The sequence below is a fragment of the Paraburkholderia sp. ZP32-5 genome (assembly GCF_021390495.1).
Lineage (GTDB): Bacteria > Pseudomonadota > Gammaproteobacteria > Burkholderiales > Burkholderiaceae > Paraburkholderia.
This window is the reverse complement of record NZ_JAJEJP010000001.1, coordinates 165,863-191,006: the sequence shown is the minus strand read 5'-3', so window position 1 is coordinate 191,006 and position 25,144 is coordinate 165,863. Positions and strand designations below refer to the sequence as shown.

23 protein-coding genes are annotated in these 25,144 nt (G+C 64.1%); 15 read left to right on the top strand and 8 right to left on the bottom strand.

Going from position 1 to position 25,144, the window contains the following annotated elements; all coding sequences use genetic code 11:
* Positions 1 to 172: 172 nt before the first annotated feature.
* The 4 genes from L0U82_RS00800 (at position 173) to hslU (ending at position 4,658) form a co-directional block, all read left to right on the top strand.
* Positions 173 to 1,288 (top strand): CobW family GTP-binding protein, encoded by a 1,116-nt coding sequence (locus L0U82_RS00800; RefSeq protein ID WP_233827832.1) that lies wholly within the window; start codon positions 173 to 175, stop codon positions 1,286 to 1,288.
* Positions 1,289 to 2,007: 719 nt separating this feature from the next.
* Positions 2,008 to 2,427 (top strand): RNA polymerase-binding protein DksA, encoded by a 420-nt coding sequence (dksA, locus tag L0U82_RS00795; RefSeq protein ID WP_233827831.1) that lies wholly within the window; start codon positions 2,008 to 2,010, stop codon positions 2,425 to 2,427.
* 338 nt (positions 2,428 to 2,765) lie between these two features.
* Positions 2,766 to 3,302, top strand: a complete 537-nt coding sequence (hslV, locus tag L0U82_RS00790) for an ATP-dependent protease subunit HslV (protein ID WP_233827830.1) — start codon at positions 2,766 to 2,768, stop codon at positions 3,300 to 3,302.
* 9 nt (positions 3,303 to 3,311) lie between these two features.
* Positions 3,312 to 4,658: an ATP-dependent protease ATPase subunit HslU gene (gene hslU / locus L0U82_RS00785; protein ID WP_233827829.1), complete on the top strand. Its 1,347-nt coding sequence runs from the start codon at positions 3,312 to 3,314 to the stop codon at positions 4,656 to 4,658.
* Positions 4,659 to 4,733: 75 nt separating this feature from the next.
* Here the strand turns inward: hslU and L0U82_RS00780 are convergent, their stop codons facing one another.
* Together L0U82_RS00780 and L0U82_RS00775 are read right to left on the bottom strand one after the other, a co-directional pair.
* Positions 4,734 to 5,276, bottom strand: a complete 543-nt coding sequence (locus tag L0U82_RS00780) for a response regulator transcription factor (RefSeq protein WP_233827828.1) — start codon at positions 5,274 to 5,276, stop codon at positions 4,734 to 4,736.
* Positions 5,273 to 6,583, bottom strand: a complete 1,311-nt coding sequence (locus L0U82_RS00775) for an ATP-binding protein (protein WP_233827827.1) — start codon at positions 6,581 to 6,583, stop codon at positions 5,273 to 5,275. The genes L0U82_RS00780 and L0U82_RS00775 overlap by 4 nt, the downstream gene beginning before the upstream one ends.
* A gap of 119 nt (positions 6,584 to 6,702) precedes the next feature.
* Here L0U82_RS00775 and L0U82_RS00770 point away from each other — a divergent pair, with 119 nt between their 5' ends.
* On the top strand, positions 6,703 to 8,340 hold the full coding sequence (locus L0U82_RS00770) for a tetratricopeptide repeat protein (protein ID WP_233827825.1): 1,638 nt from the start codon (positions 6,703 to 6,705) through the stop codon (positions 8,338 to 8,340).
* Between the two features lie 148 nt (positions 8,341 to 8,488).
* On the opposite strand, the gene L0U82_RS00765 is transcribed toward L0U82_RS00770, so the two are convergent.
* The gene (locus tag L0U82_RS00765) at positions 8,489 to 8,710 is read right to left on the bottom strand and encodes a cysteine-rich CWC family protein (RefSeq protein ID WP_233827823.1); all 222 of its coding nucleotides are present in this window, start codon (positions 8,708 to 8,710) and stop codon (positions 8,489 to 8,491) included.
* Between the two features lie 280 nt (positions 8,711 to 8,990).
* On the opposite strand from L0U82_RS00765, the gene argB reads away from it, so the two are divergent.
* From argB to L0U82_RS00730, 7 genes are all read left to right on the top strand, one after another.
* Positions 8,991 to 9,890, top strand: a complete 900-nt coding sequence (gene argB, locus L0U82_RS00760) for an acetylglutamate kinase (protein WP_169499658.1) — start codon at positions 8,991 to 8,993, stop codon at positions 9,888 to 9,890.
* A 177-nt stretch (positions 9,891 to 10,067) separates the two neighbouring features.
* On the top strand, positions 10,068 to 10,835 hold the full coding sequence (locus L0U82_RS00755) for a pyrimidine 5'-nucleotidase (RefSeq protein WP_233827821.1): 768 nt from the start codon (positions 10,068 to 10,070) through the stop codon (positions 10,833 to 10,835).
* 26 nt (positions 10,836 to 10,861) lie between these two features.
* Positions 10,862 to 11,620: a nucleoid occlusion factor SlmA gene (gene slmA, locus L0U82_RS00750; protein WP_233827819.1), complete on the top strand. Its 759-nt coding sequence runs from the start codon at positions 10,862 to 10,864 to the stop codon at positions 11,618 to 11,620.
* Positions 11,621 to 11,928: 308 nt separating this feature from the next.
* On the top strand, positions 11,929 to 13,074 hold the full coding sequence (gene metX / locus L0U82_RS00745) for a homoserine O-succinyltransferase MetX (protein ID WP_233827817.1): 1,146 nt from the start codon (positions 11,929 to 11,931) through the stop codon (positions 13,072 to 13,074).
* On the top strand, positions 13,071 to 13,679 hold the full coding sequence (gene metW, locus L0U82_RS00740) for a methionine biosynthesis protein MetW (protein WP_233827815.1): 609 nt from the start codon (positions 13,071 to 13,073) through the stop codon (positions 13,677 to 13,679). Before metX ends, metW begins: the two co-directional genes overlap by 4 nt.
* A 14-nt stretch (positions 13,680 to 13,693) precedes the next feature.
* On the top strand, positions 13,694 to 15,088 hold the full coding sequence (locus tag L0U82_RS00735; RefSeq protein ID WP_233827813.1) for an AmpG family muropeptide MFS transporter: 1,395 nt from the start codon (positions 13,694 to 13,696) through the stop codon (positions 15,086 to 15,088).
* Entirely contained in the window at positions 15,085 to 16,446 is a 1,362-nt protein-coding gene (locus L0U82_RS00730; protein ID WP_233827811.1) for a M48 family metalloprotease, read from the top strand. Before L0U82_RS00735 ends, L0U82_RS00730 begins: the two co-directional genes overlap by 4 nt.
* Before the next feature lie 40 nt (positions 16,447 to 16,486).
* Here L0U82_RS00730 and L0U82_RS00725 read toward each other — a convergent pair whose 3' ends face one another.
* From L0U82_RS00725 to gatC, 5 genes are all read right to left on the bottom strand, one after another.
* Positions 16,487 to 17,266: an exodeoxyribonuclease III gene (locus L0U82_RS00725; protein WP_233827809.1), complete on the bottom strand. Its 780-nt coding sequence runs from the start codon at positions 17,264 to 17,266 to the stop codon at positions 16,487 to 16,489.
* A 54-nt stretch (positions 17,267 to 17,320) separates the two neighbouring features.
* A complete protein-coding gene (locus tag L0U82_RS00720) occupies positions 17,321 to 18,160 on the bottom strand; it encodes a PPK2 family polyphosphate kinase (RefSeq protein ID WP_233827807.1) in 840 nt (279 codons plus the stop codon).
* Positions 18,161 to 18,326: 166 nt separating this feature from the next.
* Positions 18,327 to 19,802 carry an Asp-tRNA(Asn)/Glu-tRNA(Gln) amidotransferase subunit GatB gene (gatB, locus tag L0U82_RS00715; protein WP_233827806.1) on the bottom strand — a complete coding sequence of 492 codons (1,476 nt, stop codon included), beginning with the start codon at positions 19,800 to 19,802 and terminating at the stop codon, positions 18,327 to 18,329.
* A gap of 5 nt (positions 19,803 to 19,807) precedes the next feature.
* A complete protein-coding gene (gene gatA, locus L0U82_RS00710) occupies positions 19,808 to 21,301 on the bottom strand; it encodes an Asp-tRNA(Asn)/Glu-tRNA(Gln) amidotransferase subunit GatA (RefSeq protein ID WP_233827805.1) in 1,494 nt (497 codons plus the stop codon).
* Between the two features lie 143 nt (positions 21,302 to 21,444).
* Positions 21,445 to 21,744, bottom strand: a complete 300-nt coding sequence (gatC, locus tag L0U82_RS00705; RefSeq protein WP_233827804.1) for an Asp-tRNA(Asn)/Glu-tRNA(Gln) amidotransferase subunit GatC — start codon at positions 21,742 to 21,744, stop codon at positions 21,445 to 21,447.
* A 375-nt stretch (positions 21,745 to 22,119) separates the two neighbouring features.
* On the opposite strand from gatC, the gene L0U82_RS00700 reads away from it, so the two are divergent.
* From L0U82_RS00700 to mreD, 3 genes are all read left to right on the top strand, one after another.
* Positions 22,120 to 23,163, top strand: coding sequence for a rod shape-determining protein (locus L0U82_RS00700; protein ID WP_004189550.1), 1,044 nt, complete (start codon positions 22,120 to 22,122; stop codon positions 23,161 to 23,163).
* Positions 23,164 to 23,317: 154 nt separating this feature from the next.
* The gene (gene mreC / locus L0U82_RS00695; RefSeq protein ID WP_233827803.1) at positions 23,318 to 24,481 is read left to right on the top strand and encodes a rod shape-determining protein MreC; all 1,164 of its coding nucleotides are present in this window, start codon (positions 23,318 to 23,320) and stop codon (positions 24,479 to 24,481) included.
* Positions 24,478 to 24,990 (top strand): rod shape-determining protein MreD, encoded by a 513-nt coding sequence (gene mreD, locus L0U82_RS00690; protein WP_233827802.1) that lies wholly within the window; start codon positions 24,478 to 24,480, stop codon positions 24,988 to 24,990. The genes mreC and mreD overlap by 4 nt, the downstream gene beginning before the upstream one ends.
* Positions 24,991 to 25,144: the final 154 nt, after the last annotated feature.

Genomic DNA, 25,144 nt, shown 5'->3' with positions numbered 1-25,144 from the left:
CGGGCGCACCGGCCCGCGAACCGCGCCAGCCTGCGCCCGCCTGGCAAATATGTTTCAATAACCGGCTAGATAGCGCCCTGCGCCATCCGGCCATGGCACCCGCTCAACGCACCTGGCTAGCTTCGCGCTAGCGTTCGATCACGCACCGTTTCACGACTTACAGGCGACCCTCATGATTCCAGTCACCATCCTGACCGGCTTTCTCGGCAGCGGCAAAACCACCCTGCTCAAGCGCATCCTGAATGAAAAGCACGGCATGAAGATCGCCGTCATCGAGAACGAGTTCGGCGAAGAGAACATCGACAACGAAATCCTCGTGCAGGACAGCAACGAGCAGATCATCCAGATGAGCAACGGCTGCATCTGCTGCACGATTCGCGGCGACCTGTCGCGCGTGCTGAACGATCTGGCCGCGAAGAAGCAGGCGGGCGAAGTGGACTTCGACCGCGTGGTGATCGAAACCACCGGCCTCGCGAATCCGGGCCCGGTTGCGCAAACCTTCTTCATGGACGACCAGATCGCGAGCGAATTCCTGCTCGACGCGATCATCACGCTGGTCGACGCGAAGCACGCGAACCACCAGCTCGACGAGCACGAAGTGGTGCAGCGCCAGGTCGGTTTCGCCGATCGCCTGTTCATCACGAAGTCCGATCTCGTCGACGAACAGCACCAGGCCGATCTGCGCCACCGTCTGCTGCAGATGAACCCGAAGGCGGCGATCAAGGTCGTCAATTTCGGCGAAGCGGATCTGAAGGAAATCTTCGACCTGCGCGGCTTCAACCTGAATTCGAAGCTCGAAATCGACCCGGACTTCCTGGCCGAAGACGAACACGCTCACAGCCACGCGCATGCGCACGACGAGCACGGCCACACGCACGGCGAGCACGGCCATGATGATCACGATCACGATCACGCGAACTGCGATCACGACCACGGCCATTGCGATCACGAAGGCCATGATCACGGGCACCATCACCATGCGCATCATGACGACAAGATCAAGTCGTTCGTGTACCGCAGCGACCGTCCGTTCGATCCGAACAAGCTCGAGGATTTCCTCGGCGGCATTCTGCAGATCTACGGCGAGCATCTGCTGCGCTACAAGGGCGTGCTGTATATGAAGGGCGTCGATCGCAAGGTCGTGTTCCAGGGCGTGCATCAGATGATGGGCAGCGATCTGGCCGCGAAATGGCAACCCGCCGAGAAGAAGACCAACAAGATGGTGTTCATCGGCATCGAGCTGCCGCGCGATCTGATCACCGACGGCCTCGACGCCTGCCTCGTCTAAACGGGCGAAAAAGCTCGCGCCGCGCGAACCGGAAATCCATCAAGACGATACGCGGCGTGCCCACATGCCGCGCGCGGCGCGCGGCATGTGCCGTGCTGCTACGATTGCGCCCGTCCTGCGCGCTGGCGCTTGCGGCGCGGCTGCGGTAATCATCCGCTGAATACGATGCGCGCACGCAAGATCGCCGGAAGTGGAAACGAAAGGCAATCGTATGAAAAGCGCGTGAAAACCCTGCTGTATTAATGCGTGCACGACCATCGCTTTTTGGTCTTGTGCGCGTTATATTTTCGGGATAACGATCCGCCGCAGGCACGATTTCAGCAGTTGCGGTGCTGGATTGTGATTCAGTTACAATACGTGCCCACTGGAGAATGACAACGAATTACCCGGTTGCGCGTATCCCGCGCCGGGCCCGAAAAGGCGCCGGAAAATCTTGTCCGGAGACACGCCGAAAAGCTGGCGGGCATGGGCCTGAAAGGGCACGTGTTTGCCGGTGAGCGATGCCTCAGGAGCATTTGAGAATCGGTTTCCAGAGGAGTTCGGCCCCGCAGCGGCGTAGTTTGCAACGCCTGGCGTGTGGGCACGAAGCGCCCGGGTGTCACGAAACAACTCATCGTTCGTGGCTACGCTGCGCCGCGTGTCCGCTCGACGCCTTGCGGGCAATACGAAAGTGCGGGCACCCTGTAAGAGTTTTGCCTCACATTGAAGAAGTAAGCCAGATGACGACGAAACGACTCTTGACCGAAGCCGAAATCCTGAAGATGAGCGACAAGGATTACATGAATGAGGATCAGCTCGCTTTCTTCAAGAACAAGCTCGAACAGCTGCAAGCGGACATTCTCCGCAATGCCGGCCAGACGACCGAGAACCTGCGCGAAACGGTGATCGTGCCGGATCCGGCCGACCGCGCAACGATCGAGGAAGAGCATGCGCTCGAACTGCGCACGCGCGACCGCGAACGCAAGCTGCTGAAGAAGGTGCAGCAATCGATCGCGCGCATCGAAGCGGGCGACTACGGCTGGTGCGAAGAAACCGGTGAGCCGATCGGCATTCCGCGTTTGCTCGCCCGGCCCACGGCCACGCTGTCGCTCGAAGCGCAGGAGCGCCGCGAACTGCGCCAGAAGCTGTTCGGCGACTGATTGCCCGCGGCGCGGCTTCGGCTCCGCGCCCACAAAACGCTGCTTCGTCGAGAGGCGCACGGTGAACCGTGCGCCTTTTCTTTTTGCGCGACGCTCACGCGCGACCCACCGCACAGCCCTGCTCACCGCACCTCCGCCCCTCTTTTGTGCGCGGCCGCCGACGCTATCCCGATTTTTGTCCTATGCCTTTTGGCGGATCTTGATATGACCGCGCACGCCCTAAAATAGATCGGACATGCGCTCACGAGCGCGCCGGCCGGCGCGCCGTCCGCTGACAGGATTCATGCGGTAGCGCGCCGCGCTATCGCGTCCTACCCGTTTTGCAAAGAGGAACGCATATGGAGCAATTTCACGGCACGACGATCGTTTCCGTGCGCCGCGGCAACAGGGTCGCGCTCGGCGGCGACGGCCAGGTGACGCTCGGCAACATCGTCATGAAAGGCGGAGCGAAGAAGGTCCGGCGCATCTACAACGGCAAGGTGCTGGTCGGCTTCGCCGGCGGCACGGCGGATGCCTTCTCGCTGCTCGACCGCTTCGAGGCGAAGCTCGAAAAACATCAGGGCAATCTGACCCGCGCGGCAGTGGAACTCGCAAAAGACTGGCGCACCGACCGCATGCTGCGTCGTCTCGAAGCGATGCTGATCGCCGCGGACGCCACCACTACGCTCGTCATCACCGGCAACGGCGACGTGCTCGACCCTGAAGGCGGCATCTGCGCTATCGGTTCGGGCGGCTCGTATGCGCAGGCGGCGGCCATCGCGCTCGCCAACAACACCGAACTGTCGCCGCGCGAGATCGTCGAGAAGTCGCTGGAGATTGCCGGCGACATGTGCATCTACACGAACCACAACCGAGTCATTGAGACGATCGAGTAAGGACACACGATGAGCACCATGACCCCCGCGGAGATCGTCTCCGAACTCGACAAACACATCATCGGCCAAGGCCGCGCGAAGAAAGCCGTCGCCGTCGCGCTGCGCAATCGCTGGCGCCGTCAGCAGGTCGCAGACCCACTGCGCCAGGAAATCACGCCGAAGAACATTCTGATGATCGGACCGACCGGCGTCGGCAAAACCGAAATCGCGCGGCGTCTTGCGAAGCTCGCCGACGCACCGTTCATCAAGATCGAAGCGACCAAGTTCACCGAAGTCGGCTACGTGGGCCGCGACGTCGACAGCATCGTGCGCGACCTGATCGAAATTTCGGTCAAGCAGACCCGCGAAACGGAAATGCGCAAAGTGCGGACCAAGGCCGGCGACCTCGCCGAAGACCGCATTCTCGATATCCTGCTGCCGACCGCACGTCCGGTCGGCTTCGGTTCGAGTTCGAGCGCGACCGATACCGCCGACGAAGGCGGCAGCACGCGCCAGACGTTCCGCAAGCGCCTGCGCGAGGGCCAGCTCGACGACAAGGAAATCGAACTCGACGTCGAACAGCCGCAGGTCGGCATGGACATCATGGGCCCCCCGGGCATGGAAGACATGACCGAGCAGATCCGTTCGATGTTCGCCAACATCGGCGGCGGCAAGAAGACGCGCCGCAAGATGAAGGTGAAAGAAGCGCTGAAGGTGCTCACCGACGAAGAAGCCGGCAAGATGCTGAACGACGAAGAGGTGAAAACCAAGGCGGTGCAGAACGTCGAACAGAACGGCATCGTGTTCCTCGACGAGATCGACAAGATCGCGTCGCGCAACGAAGCCGGCGGCGGCGAGGTGTCGCGTCAGGGTGTGCAGCGCGACCTGCTGCCGCTCGTCGAAGGCACGACGATCAATACCAAATACGGGATGGTGAAAACCGATCACATCCTGTTCATCGCGAGCGGCGCGTTCCATCTCGCGAAGCCGAGCGATCTGATTCCTGAGCTGCAGGGGCGTTTCCCGATTCGCGTCGAACTCGATTCGCTGTCGGTGAACGACTTCGAGTCGATCCTCGTGTCGACGGATGCAAGCCTCGTCAAGCAGTATCAGGCGTTGCTCGCCACCGAAGACGTGCATCTCGAATTCGCCGACGACGGCATTCGCCGGCTCGCCGAAATCGCGTACTCGGTCAACGAAAAGACCGAGAACATCGGGGCACGGCGTCTGTACACGGTGATCGAAAAGCTGCTTGAGGAAGTGTCATTCTCGGCCGGCAATCATTCGGGCCATGCGGTGCAGATCGATGCGGCATACGTCGATCGGGCGCTCAACGAAGTGGCCGAAGACGAAGATCTGTCGCGTTACGTGCTGTGATACCGCTCAACGCTGACGCATAAAAAAACGGGCTGCCTGTGAAAAGGCAGCCCGTTCTGTTTTGATTCGACCCGCTTACTGCTTGACCGGCCGCTTCGAGAGCTTGCGCTGCAACGTGCGCCGATGCATGTTCAACGCACGCGCGGTCGCCGAAATATTGCCGCCGTTTTCAGCGAGCACGCGCTGAATATGTTCCCATTCCAGACGCGCCACCGACAGCGGCACCGGACGCTCGATGGCCTCTTCCGCCTGCACCGCGCTCGCCTCGCTTTGCAGCGCCGACAGAATCGTCTCGACATTGGCGGGCTTTGCGAGGTAATTGTCCGCGCCGTCCTTGACCGCCTGTACCGCGGTGGCGATGCTCGCATAGCCGGTCAGCACGAGCATGCGCGCATCGGGCTGCAAATCGCGCAACGGCGCGACGAGCGTCAGGCCCGAGTCGTTGCCCAGATGCAGGTCGACGGTGATCTCGCTGAACTTCTGCTGATTCGCGAGCCGGATCGCCTCCTGCGCGTTATGTGCTTCGCTGACCGTGTAGCCGCGTCGCGTCAAACCGCGCGCGAGGATGCCGGAGAACACTTCGTCGTCGTCGATGACCAGAAAACTCTTTTCGCTCATGCCTGCTTCTCCGTATTGGATGGGGCGGCGCCTTGACGGCTCGCCCCGGAAATTTTGCGCGTGCCGAGAGGCAGCTTCAGCACCGCGCGCGTGCCGCGCGGTCTCGCTGCGCTGACGTCGGTCAACTCGATCGATCCTTTCAGACGCGCGGCCGCCGAGAACGCCAGGTACAGGCCCACACCGTGGCCGCCCTGCGTGCTGTCCACCGGCATCGAGCCGAGCAAACCGCGCAGCGCGTGCGGAATGCCCGGCCCCCTGTCGCACACCTCGAACACGATCTGATCGCCGCGCGCGGCGAGCGTGCAGGACAGTGTCACGTGATCGGAACTCGCGCGCGCGGCGTTATCGAGCAGGATCGTCAGGATCTGGCCGACGGCGACCGTGTCGTCGAGACTGACATCGGCGGGCGGCGTGCCGATCCGCTCGAACTTCACATGCGGATGGCGCAGACGCCACTGCTCGGCAAACGATTCGAGCCAGTCGGCCACCGGCTGGCGGTTCGTCGTCGTCGATGCGCGGCTGCGCAAACGCGCGAGCGCCGACGTGCACAGCGTCATCTGCTGTTCGAGCAGTTCGAGATCGGCGCGATACGGTGCGAGCCCTTCGTCGGCGCGCGCCGCGCCGCGCAGCTCTTCGGACAGCATCGCGATTGTAGACAGAGGCGTACCGATTTCGTGAGCGACGGTGGCGGCCTGCACGCCGAGCGCGACCGCCCGTTCGTCCTGAAGCAAGCGCTGCTGGGCTTCGCCGAGCGCTGCGTCACGTAGCCGCAGCGCCCGCGACATGCGCGCGACGAACCACGCGATCAGCCCGACGCTCACCATGAAGTTGACCCACATGCCGGCGCGGAAGTAGTCGAACAGGTTCGCGGGATTTTCGAGATTGAGCGGTACCGAATCGAAACCGAGCACCGCGTAGCAGGCCACCGCGAACGCCGCGAGCCAGGCCATCAGATGCCATGGCAGCACGGCCGCGGCGATCGCGAGCGACGGCAGATACAGCGAAACGAACGGATTGGTGGTGCCGCCGGACAAAAACAGCAGCGCGGACAACGCGCCGAGATCGACCCAGATCTGCCCGAACAGCTCGATGTTGGACTCGGGGCGCTGCCGCGAAACGCGCCACCAGGTGAGCGCGTTGAACATCACTTCGAGCGCGATCACGAGCAGCATCGCGGGCAACGGCAGATTCACGCCGATGAAAATCTGCACGAACGCGATCGTCAGCAGCTGACCGATGATCGCGAGGCTGCGCAGCCAGAACAGATGACCGAGGTTGACCCGGCCGGTGTTGGTTATACGGTGCATGACCCTAGTCTACCCGTTGCAACGGTTCCGGCTGACCTGGCGGGCCGAGTGCCGGTAACATCACTGTCTTCGAGATAGCGCCGCGGGCCGCACCGACGATCGTCGCCCGCCCTCCATTCATGCCGCCCACTCCGACTCGCGAAGCCGACGCCTTATCCGCCTTTCTGACTTTTCTGCATGACGCCGTCGCCGCGAGAGCGAACGGCACGACGGCGGTGGAAGCCCGTTGCCTCGATGTCGCGGCCCAACTGCATCCGCTCGATGGCGCGTCGCTCGATACACTGGTCTGTACGCTGATCGAGCAGCAGCGCCACACCGAAGCGATCGAACTCGCCGCGCTGACCACGCAGCTCGAACCCGACAGCGCCCTCGCGCATTTCCGCGCCGGCTACGCGCTGCAGATGGCCAACCGCCATGCCGATGCGATTACGCCATACCGCCGTGCGCTCGCGCTCGATCCGGCGTTGCCTCAATTGCGTAACAACCTCGCCAGCGCATTGACGCTGACCGGCGGCGACCTGGACGAACAGCTCGCGCTGCTCGAAAGCGCCGTGCGCGATGCGCCGGACGACGGCAACGCGTGGATCAATCTCGCCAACTTGTATCGCAAAAAACTGGACGTGCCGCGCGCGCTCGAAGCCGGCGCGCAGGCCGTCCGACACGCGCCGCGCAGCCCGATGGGCTACAACAACTATGCGCTGACGCTGCGCGAAGCGCAACGCTGGGACGACGCCGAGCAAGCCGCGACGACGGCCTGCGAACTGGCGCCGCGGGATCCGACGATGCGCTCGAACCTCGGCATGCTGCAGCTGGTGCGCGGCAACTATGCGCAGGGATGGCCGTCGCACGAAGCGCGCTGGGACGGCTCGCTGGAACTCGGCGGCAACCGGCCGGTGATGCCGGCGCCGACCTGGCGCGGCGAACCGCTCGCCGGCAAAACGCTGCTGGTATGGGGCGAACAGGGGATGGGCGACGTGCTGCAGTTCAGCCGCTATATCCCGATGCTCGCCGAGCACGTTCATCGCGAGGGCGGCCGCCTGCTGTGGAACTCGTTTCCGCAGATGGGCGCGTTGCTCGCGCGCAGCCTCGGCGCTCACGTGGACAGCTATTCGTCCGGTGGCGGTGTCGAATCGCTACCGCCAATGGACTATGAGATTCCGCTGCTGAGCCTGCCGCTGATCTTCGGCACGCGCGAGCAGACCATTCCGGCGGCGGCGCCGTATCTGTTCGCCGACGCTGCCGCGCGCGACTCATGGCGCACACGGCTTGCCGGCGACCGCAACCTGAAGGTCGGGCTCACATGGACCGGCAGCCGCGGACATCAGCGCAATCCGTATCGCAGCGTCGGCTGGCAGCGCTACGCTGCGCATTTCGCCGCGCTCAGCGGCGTCACGTTCTATTCGCTGCAGCCGGGCGCGGACGAAGAAGTCGCCGCCGCCCGCGCCGCTAGCCTGCGGATCATCGATCACACCGCCGGCCTTGCAACCTTCGACGACACCGCCGCGTTCGTCAGCGCGCTCGATCTCGTGATTACCGTGTGCACGTCGGTCGCGCATCTGAGCGGCGCACTCGGTCAGCGCACCTGGGTGCTGCTCGACGTCAATCCGCACTGGGTGTGGCTGCTCGATCGCACCGACAGCCCGTGGTACCCAAGCACCACGCTGTACCGGCAGCCGCGGTTCGGCGAATGGGAGCCGGTGCTGGACGCGGTTGCGCGCGATTTGCGGGCGCTGGTGGCGCAGCGGCGCAGGGAATAAGCGTGCTGGCCTTGCTGGCCCGCTCGTTTGTTGTCGCGGCGGGCGGTCGCCGGCTGCGAGTGCGCCGCGCCAACGCAAATGCCGCCGCTCACGCTATCGCCCATCGGCCCCGCAACCTCGCGTGGTCTCGCAATGCAAACCGGTGCGCTCAGGGTCGCTCACCCGCAGCCTCCCCCCGCGCCGCCCGCGCGATTTCCTCGGCGAGGCATTCGGGGCACAAACAAGAACTCGCCGGATCGAGCCGCTCGGCCGGCAGCGGCGGCAACGCCTTGCACCAGCAATCACCCGGCCCCGTTTGCATGCAGCAGTCGAATGCATTGCCGCAGCGCGGGCAGCGCGCGCTGCGCCCGGAAATGGAAGACGGATTCATTGCACGGTGACGGAAATCGGCGGGGGAGTTCAGTCAATAAGGGTTCAGCCAATGATGCCACGATCGTGAGACCCGGGAACAGTCGTCCATTCGGCCGATTCACAGCCGTCATGCAAGCGCGTTAAGCTTGGCCCTCGACGTATCCCCGCGCTGCATCAGCGTGCGGCACGCCAAAACCCGCATCCCGCGTCTGTTGCGACGCTGCCGAAAAGCCTGTTGCAGCGCGCCAGTCCTGTACAATTCGCGCTGTTTTAACTGTCCCGTGCCCGAGCCTGCCGCCATGTCCGAGCTTCCCGACCTTTCGCAGATTGCGCCTACCCTGAAAGCCGAAATTCTGGCCGAGGCGCTGCCCTACATTCGTCAGTATCACGGCAAGACCGTGGTCATCAAATACGGCGGCAACGCCATGACCGAAGAGCGTCTGAAGCAGGGTTTCGCGCGCGACGTGATTCTGCTGAAGCTGGTCGGCATCAACCCGGTCATCGTGCACGGCGGCGGTCCGCAAATCGACCAGGCGCTGAAGAAGATCGGCAAACAGGGCACGTTCATCCAGGGCATGCGCGTCACCGACGAAGAGACGATGGAAGTCGTCGAATGGGTGCTCGGCGGCGAGGTGCAGCAGGACATCGTGATGCTGATCAACCACTTCGGCGGCCACGCGGTCGGCCTGACGGGCAAGGACGGCGGCCTGATCCACGCACGCAAGATGCTGATGCCGGATCGCGACAATCCGGGCCAGTACGTCGACATCGGCCAGGTCGGCGAGGTCGAGTCGATCAACCCGGCCGTCGTCAAGGCGCTGCAGGACGACGCATTCATCCCGGTCATTTCGCCGATCGGCACCGGTGAAGACGGCCTGTCGTACAACATCAACGCCGATCTCGTCGCGGGCAAGCTGGCAGTCGTGCTGAACGCCGAAAAGCTCGTGATGATGACCAACATCCCCGGCGTGATGGACAAGGAAGGCAATCTGCTGACGGACCTGTCGGCGCGCGAAATCGACGGTCTGTTCGCCGATGGCACGATCTCCGGCGGCATGCTGCCGAAAATCTCGTCGGCTCTCGACGCGGCCAAGAGCGGCGTGCGCTCGGTGCACATCATCGACGGCCGGATCGAGCACTCGGTGCTGCTCGAAATTCTGACCGAGCAGCCGTTCGGCACGATGATCCGCTCGCATTGAACGCAGCGAACGAACCGGCATGGGCGGCGCGCGACAGCAGCGCGGCGTCTGTGCCGAACGGCGCGGCTCGCGGCACAGGCGGCAAGGGCGGTACACGCAGTCGAGCCAGCTTGCGCACGGCGCACCGCCCGCAGCCGCCGGATGAAGCGCCCGCCGGCGTCTGAAAGTCTCCACACCATGCGCACCCCTACTTCGCGCCGCAGCCGTCCCCACATCGCGGGCGGCAAGCCAGTCTGGCTGTTCGATCTCGACAACACGTTGCACCATGCGTCGCACGCGATCTTCCCGGAGATCAATCGCGCGATGACGCAGTACATCATCGACGCATTGCAGGTCGGCCTCGACGAAGCCAACCGCCTGCGCACCGGCTACACGCTGCGCTATGGCGCCGCGCTACTCGGCCTCACGCGCCACCATCCCGTCGACGCGCACGACTTCCTGAAGGTCGTGCACACGTTCCCCGATCTCGGTTCGATGATCCGCCACGAACGCGGCGTCGCGCGCCTCGTCGCGGCGCTGCCGGGCCGCAAGATCGTGCTGACCAATGCGCCCGAAGCCTATGCGCGCGCGGTGCTCGCCGAATTGCGCATCGAGCGGCTGTTCGAGCGCGTGATCGCGATCGAGCACATGCGCGACCGCCGGCAGTGGCGCGCCAAGCCCGACCACGCGATGTTGCGCCGCGCGATGCGCGACGCGCGCGTGTCATTGAAAGACGCGATCCTCGTCGAAGACACACGCTCGCATCTGAAAAACTACCGGCGGCTCGGTATCCGCACGGTGTGGATCACCGGCCACCTGCCGCGCAGACCGCACGCCGACGGCGTGCCGACGCGCCTGCCGGGAACCGGCCGGCCACACTATGTCGACCGCAGCATTCGTTCGCTAAAATCGCTACGACTGAGCACGCGCTCGGTTCGATGGAAAGGACGCAAGCCGGGACAGTAGTCAACGACAGCAGCCGGGGGATCACCATGCAGCCGATCGATAAGCCTGACGAAGCCTTAGCCGAAGCCCCCGCGGTGGCGCCCGCCGCCGCTCCCAGCGCGACACGCGCGCCGCGCCCGAAGCCCGGAGAGCGCCGCGTGCATATCCTGCAGACGCTCGCCGGCATGCTCGAAGCGCCGAAAAGCGAAAAAATCACCACCGCGGCGCTCGCCGCCCGGCTCGGCGTGTCGGAAGCCGCGCTATATCGTCATTTCGCCAGCAAGGCGCAGATGTTCGAAGGGCTGATCGAGTTTATCGAGCAGACGCTGTTCGGGCTCATCAACCAGATCACCAGCCACGAAGGCAACGGCGTGCTGCAAGCGCGTGCAATCGCGCTGATGCTGCTCAACTTTCCCGCGAAGAATCCCGGCATGACGCGCGTGCTGATCTGCGAGGCGCTGGTCGGCGAACACGAACGGCTGACCGAGCGTGTGAACCAGATGCTCGAACGCGTCGAGGCGTCGCTGAAGCAGTGTCTGCGGCTTGCGCAGACGGAGGCGCTGGCGAGCACGGATGGCAACGAAGCGGCCGGCGGAGCGAGCAACGCAACGGGCAACGGTGAGGTCCACGCCGGCCCGGAAGCCAGCCCCCATGCGGCGCCGCTTCCCGCCGACTACGACCCCGCTATTCGCGCGAGTCTGCTGATGAGCTACGTGATCGGCCGCTGGCATCGTTATGTGCGCAGCGGTTTCGCGCGGCCGCCTGCCGAACACGCGGATGCTCAGTTGCTGCTGATCCTGCAGTAGCGTGTCCGTCGCACGTCCCCGCCCACGACGCTGCCGCGCGAAATTTTCCGCTATACTTTGCGCCTGACACGTCCGCGACATCCCAGTGACACACCGGACGGCGTTCAAGAATTCCCGAATACGCAGCACCCTTTTGCACTATCTGACGCGCCGATTTGCTGACTCGATTGCGGGCGCGCGAACCACTGGCCACCGGGCCGCGGTTCACTATAAATGCGGCTAAAGAGGTCGTCAGCCGCGCACACAGTCCGTTCTTCCGCGCTTCGCCGACGCCGTTTAGCCGCCCTGTTGATTAAATGGCGGAATGAATGGAATCCATCGGCATCGTCGCTCCCCAAAAAATGCATTTCCCCGAGCCGCTGCCCTTGCGCAACGGCAGCTCGCTGGCCGGCTATGACCTGATGGTCGAGACCTACGGCACGCTCAATGCCGCGCGCAGCAATGCGGTGCTCGTGTGCCATGCGCTGAACGCCTCGCATCACGTCGCGGGCGTGTACGCCGACAATCCGAAGGATGTCGGCTGGTGGGACAACATGGTCGGCCCCGGCAAGCCGCTCGATACCGACAAATTCTTCGTGATCGGCGTGAACAATCTCGGTTCGTGCTTCGGCTCGACCGGGCCGATGAGCGTCGATCCGGCGACCGGCCAGCCGTATGGCGCGGCGTTTCCGGTCGTCACCGTCGAAGACTGGGTCAACGCCCAGGCGCGCGTCGCCGACGCGTTCGGCATCGAGCGCTTCGCCGCGGTGATGGGCGGCAGCCTCGGCGGCATGCAGGCACTGGCGTGGAGCATGATGTACCCGGAGCGTGTCGCGCATTGCATCGTGGTCGCGTCGACGCCGAAGCTGTCCGCGCAGAACATCGCGTTCAACGAGGTCGCGCGCTCGGCGATCCTGTCGGACCCCGACTTCCACGGCGGCAACTACTACGCGCACGGCGTGAAGCCGAAGCGCGGCCTGCGCGTCGCACGCATGATCGGCCACATCACGTATCTGTCGGACGACGACATGGCCGAGAAATTCGGCCGCTCGCTGCGCCGCGCGGAAGGTGCGCAGAACGACTACAACTTCAACTTCGACGTCGAATTCGAAGTGGAGTCATACCTGCGCTATCAGGGCGACAAATTCGCCGACTACTTCGACGCGAACACCTATCTGCTGATCACCCGCGCGCTCGACTACTTCGATCCGGCCAAGAACTTCGACGGCGACCTGACCGCCGCGCTCGCGCACACCACTGCGAAGTATCTGATCGCGAGCTTCACGACCGACTGGAGATTCGCGCCCGCGCGCTCGCGCGAACTGGTGAAGGCGCTGCTCGACCACAAGCGCACGGTCACTTACGCGGAGATCGACGCGCCGCACGGCCACGACGCCTTCCTGCTCGACGACGCGCGCTATCACAACCTGCTGCGCGCCTACTACGAACGCATTGCCAAAGAGGTCAACGCATGAACCAGCGAGCACTTGATTACCTCGCGTCGCGCCCGGACTTCCGCGCGATCGCCCGCTGGGTCGAACCACGCGCGACCGTGCTCGATCTCGGCTGCGGCGACGGCTCGCTGCTGTCGCTGCTGAAAGAAGAACTCGAGGTGCAGGGCTACGGCATCGAGATCAACGACGCCGGCGTACTGGCCTCGACGCAAAACGGCGTCAACGTGATCCAGCAGAATCTCGAAGACGGCTTGCGTCTGTTCGAAGACGGCAGTTTCGATTTCGCGGTGCTGTCGCAGACTCTGCAGACGATTCATCAGACCGCCGCGATCCTGCGCGAGACGGTGCGCGTCGGCAAGCAATGCATCGTATCGTTTCCGAATTTCGGCTACTGGACGCATCGGCTGTCGGTGCTGAAGGGGCGCATGCCGGTGTCGAAGTCGCTGCCTTATCAATGGCACAACACGCCGAACGTGCGCGTGCTGACGATCAAGGACTTCGAAGCGCTCGCGCCCGAAGTCGGCATCGAAATTCTCGACCGCATCGTGCTGCACGACGGACAGGTGGTGCGGTGGGGCGCGAACTGGCGTGGTAGTCTTGCGGTCTATCGCGTCAAGAAAAGCTAACGTTAGTTATCCACATGTCGAACCCGCCGCACGAGGCGCCCGCACTTACCGCTCACGAAGAACATCCCGGCTGGCGCGCGTTCCTGAATACGCGCATGCTGATCTGCGTCTTTCTCGGCTTCACGTCGGGCCTGCCGCTGTTTACGCTCGTCTATCTCGTGCAAGCGTGGCTGCGCTCCGAAGGCGTCAATCTGAAGGAAATCGGCCTGTTTGCGCTGATCCAGTTTCCGTATACGTGGAAATTCGTCTGGGCACCGCTGATGGACCGCTATGTGCCGCGCCTGCCGGGCTGGCGGCCGGGCAGACGGCGCGGCTGGATGCTGGTCACGCAGATACTGGTGGCCGGCGCGATGGCGACGCTCGGTTTCGTGTCGCCGCGTGATTCGATCTGGACGGTCGCGGCGCTCACCGCGCTGGTCGCGTTTTTCGGCGCAAGCTCGGACATCGTGATCGACGCATACCGGCGCGAGTTGCTGAGCGACACGCAACAGGGCCTCGGCAACGCGGTGCATGTGAACGCATACAAAATCGCGGCGCTCGTGCCCGGCTCGCTCGCGCTGATTTTGTCCGATCATCTGCCGTGGACCACGGTGTTCATCGTGACCGCCGCGTTCATGCTGCCGGGGATGATCATGACGCTGGTCGTGCGCGAACCCGAAGTGCACGGCAAGCCGCCGAAGAATCTGCGCGAAGCGATCGTCGAGCCGTTCCGCGAATTCGTTCAGCGCGACGGCTGGCGCGGCGCGCTTTTCGTGCTCGGCTTCATCTTCCTGTACAAGCTCGGCGACACGATGGCGACCACGCTGTCCACGTCGTTTTTCCTCGACATCGGTTTTTCGCGCACGCAGATCGGCGTGATCGCGAAAACCACCGCGTTCGGCGCGAGTCTCGCGGGCGGCATCATCGGCGGCATCTGGCTGATGAAAATCGGCATCGGCCGCGGCTTGTGGATCTTCGGTTTGCTGCAGATGGTGTCGACGCTCGGCTTCGCGTGGCTCGCGCACCTCGGCCCGGATTCGCCCGGTCTTACCGAGATCTACAACATCGCGATCGCACTGAGCCAGGGCACGACGAAGCTGCTGTCGTTCATCGGCATCGACTGGAGCGTGCAGCTCGATCCGCGCTCGGTCGCGCTCGCGCTCGTGTACGGCTTCGAGACCTTCGCGACCGGCCTGACGTTGGCCGCGTTCACCGCGTATATCGCCAGCACCACCGATCCGCGCTACACCGCGACGCAGTTCGCGCTGTTCACGAGCCTCGCGTCGGTGCCGCGCACGCTCGCGTCGGCGGCGAGCGGATATGTGGTCGCGCGGATCGGCTGGTTCGATTACTTCATCGTGTGTACCGCGCTCGCGGTGCCCGGCATGCTGCTGCTCTTGCGGATCGCGCCGTGGAGGGCTCAGTCGTGACGAGCCGGTTTTCGACGCGCGCGCGGCGATTCGATGCGAGCCGCGCTTTATCGACCGGCATCAATCACGTGGCGTTGCGCGCGGCATGGACGCTCGGTTGCGCGAGCATCGCGCTAAGCGCTCCGATCGACGCGCTCGCGGCCAACACAAAGGCGGCCAACAGCGCGTTGATGCTCGCTCAAACCTCGACAGGCGGCGCGACTGCGGCGACCACCAGCACGAACGCGACGTCCGCGGTCAAAGCCACGACGAGCGCCGCTAGTGCCGAAAACGCGACCTCGGCAACGCCCGGCGTGAACAGCAACAGCGGCACCGGCAGCACGAACACCGGCGCGGGCTCGGGAGCGAGCGCGGGAACTGGAAGCAGCCCAAGCACAAGCATAAGCAACAACCCGAACTCCACCGCCGCAGGCGCGCCAAGCACCAGCGGCAGCGCACCGTCCGCCACCTCAGCGGGCTCCGCGCCGCAGCCCGCGCAAGCATCCGGCGCCGCCAAAGCGCCCGCCGCCACCTCCGCGCCGAACGCCGTCCCGCCGCCGTACTACGTGAGTCCGCAACTGCGCTACGGCGGCTACATGGTGTTCCGCAATCTGATCCCGTCGCCGATGCTCGAAGCGCAAGCCGCCGAGGAATTCAGCCAGATCGTCTACGGCGCCCAGCACGCGAATCGCCTGTACGGCGACTCCGATGCGCACGTCACGCGCGTGCGCCCGATCATCGACAGGATGATTCCGTACTCGCTGAAATGGAACGAGCGCGCCAAGGGCTGGAAGTGGGACGTCGCGGTGATCCGTTCGAACGATATCCGGATGTACTGTCTGCCGGGCGGCAAGATCGTCATCTACGGCGGGCTACTCGATCGCGTGCGCCTGAACGACAACGAACTGGCGATGCTGATCGGCCACGAAATCGCCCACGCGCTGCGCGAGCATGCGCGCGTGCGGCTGGGTCAGCTTCAGGCAAGCCAGCTCGATTCGTCCGGCACGATCCCGCAACTGTTCGGGCTTGCCGATCTCGGCATGGCGCCGCTCGGCATCGGCTCGCGTCTGCTGGAAATGAAGTACGAAAGCACCGACGAAACCGAAGCCGACGTGATCGGCAGCGATATCGCGTCGCGCGCCGGCTTCGATCCGCGCGCGGCGGTCACGCTGTGGGACAAGCTTGCGCAGGCGACGCGCGGCGACCGCGAACAGGGCTTCATCTACGTGCACCCGTACACGCCGGAGCGCCGCGACGACATCATCAAGCGGCTGCCGGACATGCTGCCGCTCTATGCGAAGGCAATCGGCAAGAGCGTCGACGCGCTGCCCGACTACCCGGGTGCCGACCGGCCCGCCCGCAAGACAAAGCACGACTGAGACAGCGACGGCGGCGCCACGCAGGCGCCGCGTGCAATGCTTACTTCTTGACCTTGTGGTCGTAATCGATGGTCAGCGGCGCATGGTCGCTGAACTTGATGTCGCGGAACACGTCGGTGCGCTTCGCCTTGCCGGCGATGCCCGGCGTCGCGATCTGGTAATCGATCCGCCACCCGACGTTCTTCGCGTACGCCTGGCCGCGATTGCTCCACCACGTGTACTGCTCCGGGCGTTGATCGAGCGTGCGGAACACGTCGACGTAACCGACTTCGTCGAACAGTTTGTCGAGCCACGCGCGCTCTTCCGGCAGGCAACCGGAGTTCTTCTGGTTGCTCTTCCAGTTCTTGATGTCGATTTCCTTGTGCACGATGTTCACGTCGCCGCACACGATCACTTCGCGCTCGCGGGAGAGTTCGGCGAGATGCGGCATGAACTCGTCCATGAAGCGGAACTTGGCCTGCTGGCGCTCCTCGCCGCTCGAACCGGACGGCACGTACACCGACACCACCGACAGCTTGCCGAAGCGCAGTTCGACATAACGCCCCTCAGGGTCGAACTCCTCGCTGCCGAAACCGATCACCACTTCATCCGGCTCGTGACGCGTATAAACGCCCGCGCCGCTATAGCCCTTCTTCACCGCATGCTGAAAATAGCCGGTGAAGCCGTGCGGCGCGAGAAATTCCGGCGTCATGTCGTCCTGCGAGCATTTGATTTCCTGCACGCACAGCACGTCGGCCTTCTGCTCGCCGAACCAGTCGAAAAAGCCTTTCTTCGCCGCCGAGCGAATGCCGTTCAGGTTGGCGGTAATCACACGCAACATGTCGTTCCTCTTATGTTCGATTCGTTTTTCTTAAGCTAAAGGACCGGTCCGTTTTCACTCGACCTTGACGCCCTTCAGCGATTCCTTCGCGGGCGGATAGTCGAGATTCAGCGCGCCGAGCATACGCACCAGCAGTTCCGCCACCATCACGTTGCGATGCGTCTTCGAGTCGGCCGGAATCACGTACCACGGCGCGTAGTCGGTCGATGTCGCCGCGAGCGTGTCGCAATACACCGCCTGATAGGCGTCCCACTGCTTGCGCGCGTCGAGGTCGGACACATCGAATTTCCAATGCTTCTGCGGATCGTCGATGCGCGCCTGCAAACGCGAGCGTTGCTCGTCCTTCGAAATGTGCAGCATGCACTTGAGAATCGTCGTGCCGCTGTATGCGAGCATTTCCTCGAACTGGCGGATGTGGCAGCAGCGCCGCTCGAACGCGTCGGCACTGAGTTCGCCGAGCACGGTCGGCACGAGCAGGTCTTCGTAGTGGCTGCGGTTGAAGATCGTCAGTTCGCCGGCCGCCGGTGCCTGCGAATGCACGCGCCACAGGAAGTCGTGCGCGAGTTCGACCGGCGTCGGCGCCTTGAACGGCACGATGCGCAAACCGAGCGGATCGACCTCGTGAAACACCGCGCGGATCGTGCCGTCCTTGCCGCTCGTGTCCATGCCTTGCAGCACCAGCAACACGCGGCGCTTGCGCTGCGCGTGCAGACGTTCCTGCAGGTTATCGAGCTGCAGACCGATCTCCGATAATCGCGCGCGGTCCGCGTCTTTCGAGCCTCTCGAAAACGGCTTCGCGCCCGGGTCGAAAGCGTCGAGCAAGAAGTGAGCATTCTTCTTGCCGTCGTCGAAATACGGCACGCGGAAATCGTCGAGATCGGGTTGCTTCGACATACACACACTCCGTAGTCTGCGTCTACATACGTTCGAAGGGCTCGAGCGGGGCCGCAAAACAAAACGGGCCGTTGCGCCGCTTGCAGTCCGGCAACAGCCCGTGACACACAGGGCGCGAACGCCCGGCTTCAACACTCGAAGCGCCTGAAGCGCTTGAAGCTTCGACTCAGGACAGCTTCTTCTTCAGCAACTCATTGACCTGCGCCGGATTGGCCTTGCCCTTGGTCGCCTTCATCGCCTGGCCGATCAGCGCATTGAACGCCTTTTCCTTACCGGCGCGGAATTCTTCGACCGACTTCTGGTTAGCGGCGAGCACTTCGTCGATGATCGCTTCGAGCGCGCCGGTATCCGAAATCTGCTTCAGGCCCTTCGCCTCGATGATGCGATCGGCGGCGGCTTCGTCGGTGGCCTTCTCTTCCCAGATCGCGAGGAAAATTTCCTTCGCGATCTTGTTCGAGATCGTACCGTCGGCAATGCGCTGCAGCACCAACGCGAGCTGCGCGGCCGATACCGGGCACGCAGCAATGTCCAGTCCCTCGCGATTCAGCTGCGACGATACCTCGCCCATCACCCAGTTCGCCGCGACCTTCGCGTTCGCCGCGCCGGCCTTACCGACCACCGCCTCGAAATACGCAGCCATCGCCTTGCTCGAAGTCAGCACGTTCGCATCGTACGGCGTGAGGCCATATTGCAATACGAAACGCACCTGGATCGTTGCCGGCAGCTCCGGCATTTCGCTCTTCACGCGCTCGACCCACGCCGCGTCGATCACGAGCGGCATCAGATCGGGGTCGGGGAAATAGCGGTAATCGTGCGCGTCTTCCTTGCTGCGCATCGAGCGGGTTTCGCGCTTGTCCGGATCGTACAGACGGGTTTCCTGCACCACGGTGCCGCCGTCTTCGATCAGCTCGATCTGGCGGCGCACTTCGTACTGGATCGCCTCTTCGAGGAAGCGGAACGAGTTCAGGTTCTTGATCTCGGCGCGCGTGCCGAATTCCTCCTGACCAAGCGGACGCACCGACACGTTCGCGTCGCAGCGGAACGACCCTTCCTGCATGTTGCCGTCGCAGATGCCGAGCCATACGACGAGCGTATGCAGCGTCTTCGCATACGCCACCGCTTCGGCCGCGCTGCGCATTTCCGGCTCGGTGACGATTTCGAGCAGCGGCGTGCCGGCGCGATTCAGGTCGATGCCGGTCATGCCCGCGAAGTCTTCGTGCAGCGACTTGCCGGCGTCTTCTTCGAGGTGGGCGCGCGTCAGGTTGATGGTCTTCTCGTACGCGGCCTTGCCGGCCTTTTCATTGGCCGGCACCTGGATCGTCACCTGGCCGCCCTGCACGACGGGGATCTCGTACTGGCTGATCTGATAGCCCTTCGGCAGATCGGGGTAGAAATAATTCTTGCGCGCGAAGATGCTGCGCGGCGCGACCGTCGCGCCGATCGCGAGGCCGAATTGAATCGCGCGCTCGACGGCGCCGCGGTTCATCACCGGCAGCGTGCCCGGCAAGGCCAGATCGACGGGGCTTGCCTGGGTGTTCGGCGCGGCGCCGAACTGCGTCGCGGTGCCCGAGAAAATCTTCGATTGAGTCGACAGTTGCGTGTGGGTCTCCAGACCGATCACGACTTCCCATTGTTTGGCCATGGTGCTCACACTCCCGCCGGTGCCTGACGGTGCCAATCGGTCGCGCGCTGGAACGCGTCGGCCACCTGCAGCATCCGGGCTTCATTGAAATAGTTGCCGATGATCTGCAGACCGACCGGACGCTGCGCGTTCGCGCCGGCACCGAAACCGCACGGCACGCTCATGCCCGGCAGGCCGGCGAGGCTCACCGACAGCGTGTAGATGTCCGCGAGATACATCTGTACCGGATCGTCGCCCTTCGCGCCGATGTCCCACGCCACCGACGGCGCGACCGGTCCCATGATCACATCGCACTGCGTGAACGCCTGCTGGAAGTCCTGCGCGATGATGCGGCGAATCTTCTGTGCCTGCAGATAGTACGCGTCGTAGTAGCCGTGCGACAGCACGTACGCGCCGACCAGAATGCGGCGCTTCACTTCCGGGCCGAAACCTTCGGCGCGCGACTTCTTGTACATGTCGAGCAGATCGCGGTATTCGGCCGCGCGATGGCCGAAGCGCACGCCGTCGAAACGCGACAGGTTCGACGACGCTTCCGCCGGTGCGATCACGTAATAGACCGGGATCGACAGTTCGGTTTTCGGCAGCGAGACGTCGACGAGCGTCGCGCCGAGCGCTTCGTATTGCTTCAGCGCGGCGTCGATCGACGCGCGTACGTCGTCGGCGAGACCGGCGCCGAAGTATTCCTTCGGCAGACCGATGCGCAGGCCGGCAAGCGGCTTGCCCGCATTGTCGCCGCCTTCTTTCCACGCTTTGCCGAGATAGCGCGTGTAGTCTTCGTCGTCGCGCGCGAGGCTGGTGGAGTCGCGCTCGTCGAAGCCGGCCATCGCGTTGAGCAGCGTCGCGCAATCGGCGGCGCTTTGCGCCATCGGGCCGCCCTGATCGAGCGACGACGCGAACGCGATCATGCCGTAGCGCGACACGCGGCCGTACGTCGGCTTGATGCCGGTGATGCCCGAGAACGACGCCGGCTGACGGATCGAGCCGCCTGTGTCGGTGCCGGTCGCGGCGGGCACGAGACGCGCGGCCACAGCGGCTGCCGAGCCGCCCGACGAACCGCCAGGCACGGCCTTGCGATCCCACGGGTTCTGCACCGGGCCGAAGTACGAATTTTCATTGGACGAGCCCATCGCGAACTCGTCCATATTGGTCTTGCCCACGCACACCATCCCGGCGTTCTGCAGACGCGCAACCACGGTCGCGTCGAACGGGCTTTCGTAGTTCGCGAGCATCTTCGAGCCGGCCGTGGAGCGCCAGCCCTTCGTGACGAACACGTCCTTGTGCGCGATCGGCAGGCCGGCGAGCGGACCGGCGTGGCCGCTGTGCAGCAGCGCGTCGGCGGCTTTCGCCTGCGCGAGCGTCAGTTCGGGATCGACCTGGATGAACGCGTTCAGGCCATTGGCCGCGTCGATCCGCTTCAGGTACGACTGCGCCAGTTCGACGGCGGAGCATTCCTTGGCCGCGAGCGCGGCGCGCAGTTCGGTCAGACTTTTTTCATGCATTGCGTTTTATCCTGGAAAGCGCGGCAGCGCGGTCACGCTGCCGTGGAGGCGTCCGGTTGCCCATCGGGAGGCTGGGGCGCCAGCCATGCCCGCGGCGCAAAGCCGCGCGGCGGGGGCCGGGCCCGCGGCCTGCCCGGCGGGTCTTATTCGATCACCTTCGGCACGAGGTACAAGCCGTCCTGAACGGCCGGCGCGGGACGCTGAAAAGCCTCCCGCTCGACCGTTTCGGTGACGACGTCATCACGCAGACGCAACGCGACGTCTTCGATCTGCTCGATCGGATGAGCAAGCGGCGCGATGCCGGTGGTATCGACTGCCTGCATCTGTTCGACGAGGCCGAAGAAATCATTGAGCTGGGTGAGGGTGTGTTCGGCGTCGGCATCGGCGAGTTCGAGCCGCGCGAGATGCGCGATGCGTTTGACATCGGTCAGGGTCAGAGCCATGCGGTCACCGGAAAGAGGTGGAGTGTCGTAACGTTCAAAAAAACCGCGTTGTAACAGCGGGTTACGACACGATAGGACGGAGCCGGAAAAGGAACGGCGGTGACAAAAAGTGCCTTCCGTTTCCTTCAAAACATCCAAAATTATAAGGTATCATTACGCGTTCGACCCAAACCCGGACCGACTTACCAAGGCCTTACGGACAATTCCAAAGAACGTCCGGCGCTTTCCGCCCTGGCTTTGCAACGGCCTCCGGTAGACTCCCCCGCAGCTTCAAGTTCCAGTGGCGCCGCTTCGCCCGGTTGAAGCTGTTATTTATTCCGCTGCCGCCCTACGCATACGGTGCGAGGCCCGGCCCCCAGCGAGACAGGATTTTGAATGTTCGGCTTTTTGCGCAGCTACTTCTCCAACGATCTGGCGATTGACCTCGGCACCGCCAACACGCTTATCTACATGCGCGGCAAGGGCATCGTTCTCGACGAACCGTCGGTCGTGTCGATCCGCCAGGAAGGCGGCCCCAACGGCAAGAAAACCATTCAGGCAGTCGGCAAGGAAGCCAAGCAGATGCTCGGCAAGGTGCCGGGCAACATCGAGGCGATCCGCCCGATGAAGGACGGCGTGATCGCCGACTTCACCGTCACCGAACAGATGATCAAGCAGTTCATCAAGACGGCTCACGAATCGCGTATGTTCTCGCCGTCGCCGCGCATCATCATCTGCGTGCCGTGCGGCTCGACCCAGGTCGAGCGCCGCGCGATCAAGGAAGCCGCGCACGGCGCCGGCGCCTCGCAGGTCTACCTGATCGAGGAACCGATGGCCGCCGCGATCGGCGCCGGCCTGCCGGTGTCGGAAGCCACCGGCTCGATGGTCGTCGACATCGGCGGCGGCACCACCGAAGTCGGCGTAATCTCGCTCGGCGGCATCGTCTATAAAGGCTCGGTGCGCGTCGGTGGCGACAAGTTCGACGAAGCCATCGTCAACTACATCCGCCGCAACTACGGCATGCTGATCGGCGAACAAACCGCCGAAGCCATCAAGAAGGAAATCGGTTCCGCGTTCCCCGGCTCCGAAGTCAAGGAAATGGAAGTGAAGGGCCGCAATCTGTCGGAAGGCATCCCGCGCAGCTTCACGATCTCCAGCAACGAAATCCTCGAAGCACTGACCGATCCGCTGAACCAGATCGTGTCGTCGGTGAAAATCGCGCTCGAACAAACGCCGCCGGAACTCGGCGCCGACATCGCCGAGCGCGGCATGATGCTGACCGGCGGTGGCGCGCTGCTGCGCGATCTGGACCGTCTGCTCGCCGAAGAAACCGGCCTGCCGGTGCTCGTCGCAGAAGACCCGCTGACCTGCGTCGTACGCGGCTCGGGCATGGCGCTCGAACGCATGGACAAGCTCGGCAGCATCTTCTCGTACGAGTAAGCGAGCTTCTCTCCCATGTTCGTAGCGCGGATCTGGCACACGGCCCCTTGCGGGCCGCTTTGCCATTGGCTGGGCAAACCAGCCGCCGCGCGTTGAGCGTGCGCTTATCGCGCGCCGCCGTCTCACCCAACCGCTCACGCCCCCGGCGCCGACCATGGAATACAGTCCGCCGCCCCTGTTCAAGCAAGGTCCGTCGGCCCTCGCACGACTGGTGTTCTTCGTCGTGCTGGCGATCGCCCTGCTGATCTCCGATGCCCGCTTCCGGACGCTTGAGATCGTCCGCGGCGTGCTCGGCGCGGGTCTCTATCCGTTGCAGCGCGCGGCGCTCGTACCGCGCGATTTTTTTATGGGCGCCGCCGATCTCGCCGTGACCAGCGCCACGCTGCGCGACGAAAACGCCAAGCTGCGCGCAAAAGATCTGCAACTGTCGCTGCAAGCCAATACGGCCGCGTCGCTCGCCGCCGAAAACGGCCATCTGCGCGCGCTGCTGCAACTGTCGCAACACCTGACCACCCAATCGATGCCCGCCGAAATCCAGTACGACACGCGTGATCCGTTCACGCAAAAGGTCGTGATTGGGCGTGGCGCGCAACAGGGCATCCTGAACGGCTCGCCGGTTCTCAACGAAGATGGCGTGATCGGCCAGGTCACGCGCGTGTTTCCGCTGCAGGCCGAAGTCACGCTGCTCACGGACAAGGACCAGGCAGTACCGGTCGAAATCCTGCGCACCGGTTTGCGCAGCGTGATTTACGGCACGCCGAAGGGCGACGCGCTCGATCTGCGCTTCGTGCCGATCAGCGCCGACGTGCAGGCCGGCGACGAACTCGTCACGAGCGGACTCGACGGCGTGTATCCGCCGGGGCTGCCGGTCGCGAAGGTCGTGCGCGTCGACAAGCAGGCCGATACCGCATTCGCGCGCGTGGTCTGTCAGCCCGTCGCGGCGGTGCGCGGCGCGCGTCAGTTGCTCGTGCTGCATGTCGTCAACGACATACCGCCGCGTCCGGCCGAAGAGCCCGATGCGGCGACGGTCGCGAAGGAAGCGAAAGCGAAGAAGGGCGGCAAGACAGCGGACAGCAAGGGCGCGGCGGATAAATCCGCGCCCAAGGCCGGCGACAAGAACGCGGCTGACAAGAGCGTGGGCGACAAAGCCGCCACCGACAAACCCGCCGCAAAGGCGGCGGAGAAAACGCCCGCCAAATCCGCCGGCGCTGACAAAAAGACCGACAAGCAGGCTGAGAAGCAAGCCGACAAAAAGGCCGACAAGCCCGCCGCCGCGAAAACCGCGAAGCCGCAAGCCGCGCCGGGGGCTCAGCAATGAACCGTCCGCAATACATCCTGCAACCGGTCAACCCGTATTTCATCACCTTCAGCCTCGCCGCCGCGTTCCTGCTGAACCTGATGCCGTGGGGGCGTTTGGCCGGCGTGCCCGATTTCGTCGCGCTCGTGCTGCTGTTCTGGAACGTGCATCAGCCGCGCAAGGTCGGCATGGGCATCGCGTTTCTGCTCGGTCTGTTGATGGACGTGCACAATGCGAGCCTGCTCGGCGAGCACGCGCTCGCGTACACGCTACTGTCGTACGGCGCGATCACGATCCATCGCCGCGTACTGTGGATGTCGCTAGGCGTGCAGACATTCGCGGTGATGCCGTTGCTGGTCGTCGCGCAACTGGTGCCGTTCGTGATCCGTCTGCTGACCGGCGCGGCGTTTCCGGGTTGGAGTTATCTGATCGACGGTTTCGTCGAAGCCGCGCTGTGGCCGGTTGCAAGCGTGCTGCTGTTGATGCCGCAGCGCCGCCCCGCCGACCCGGACGACACGCGGCCTATTTGACCCCGCATCGGGCCCGCCGGCCGCTCTGTCGCGACGAATCGCAATAGAGCCGCGCGCCGCCGGCCGGCCCGACGCGCAAAGCAGTTTCTGCCCCCGGTCGAGGCCGGTTGGGCGCACACTCTTCATGGCCGCGCGCCGGCCTTTTGCTTACATC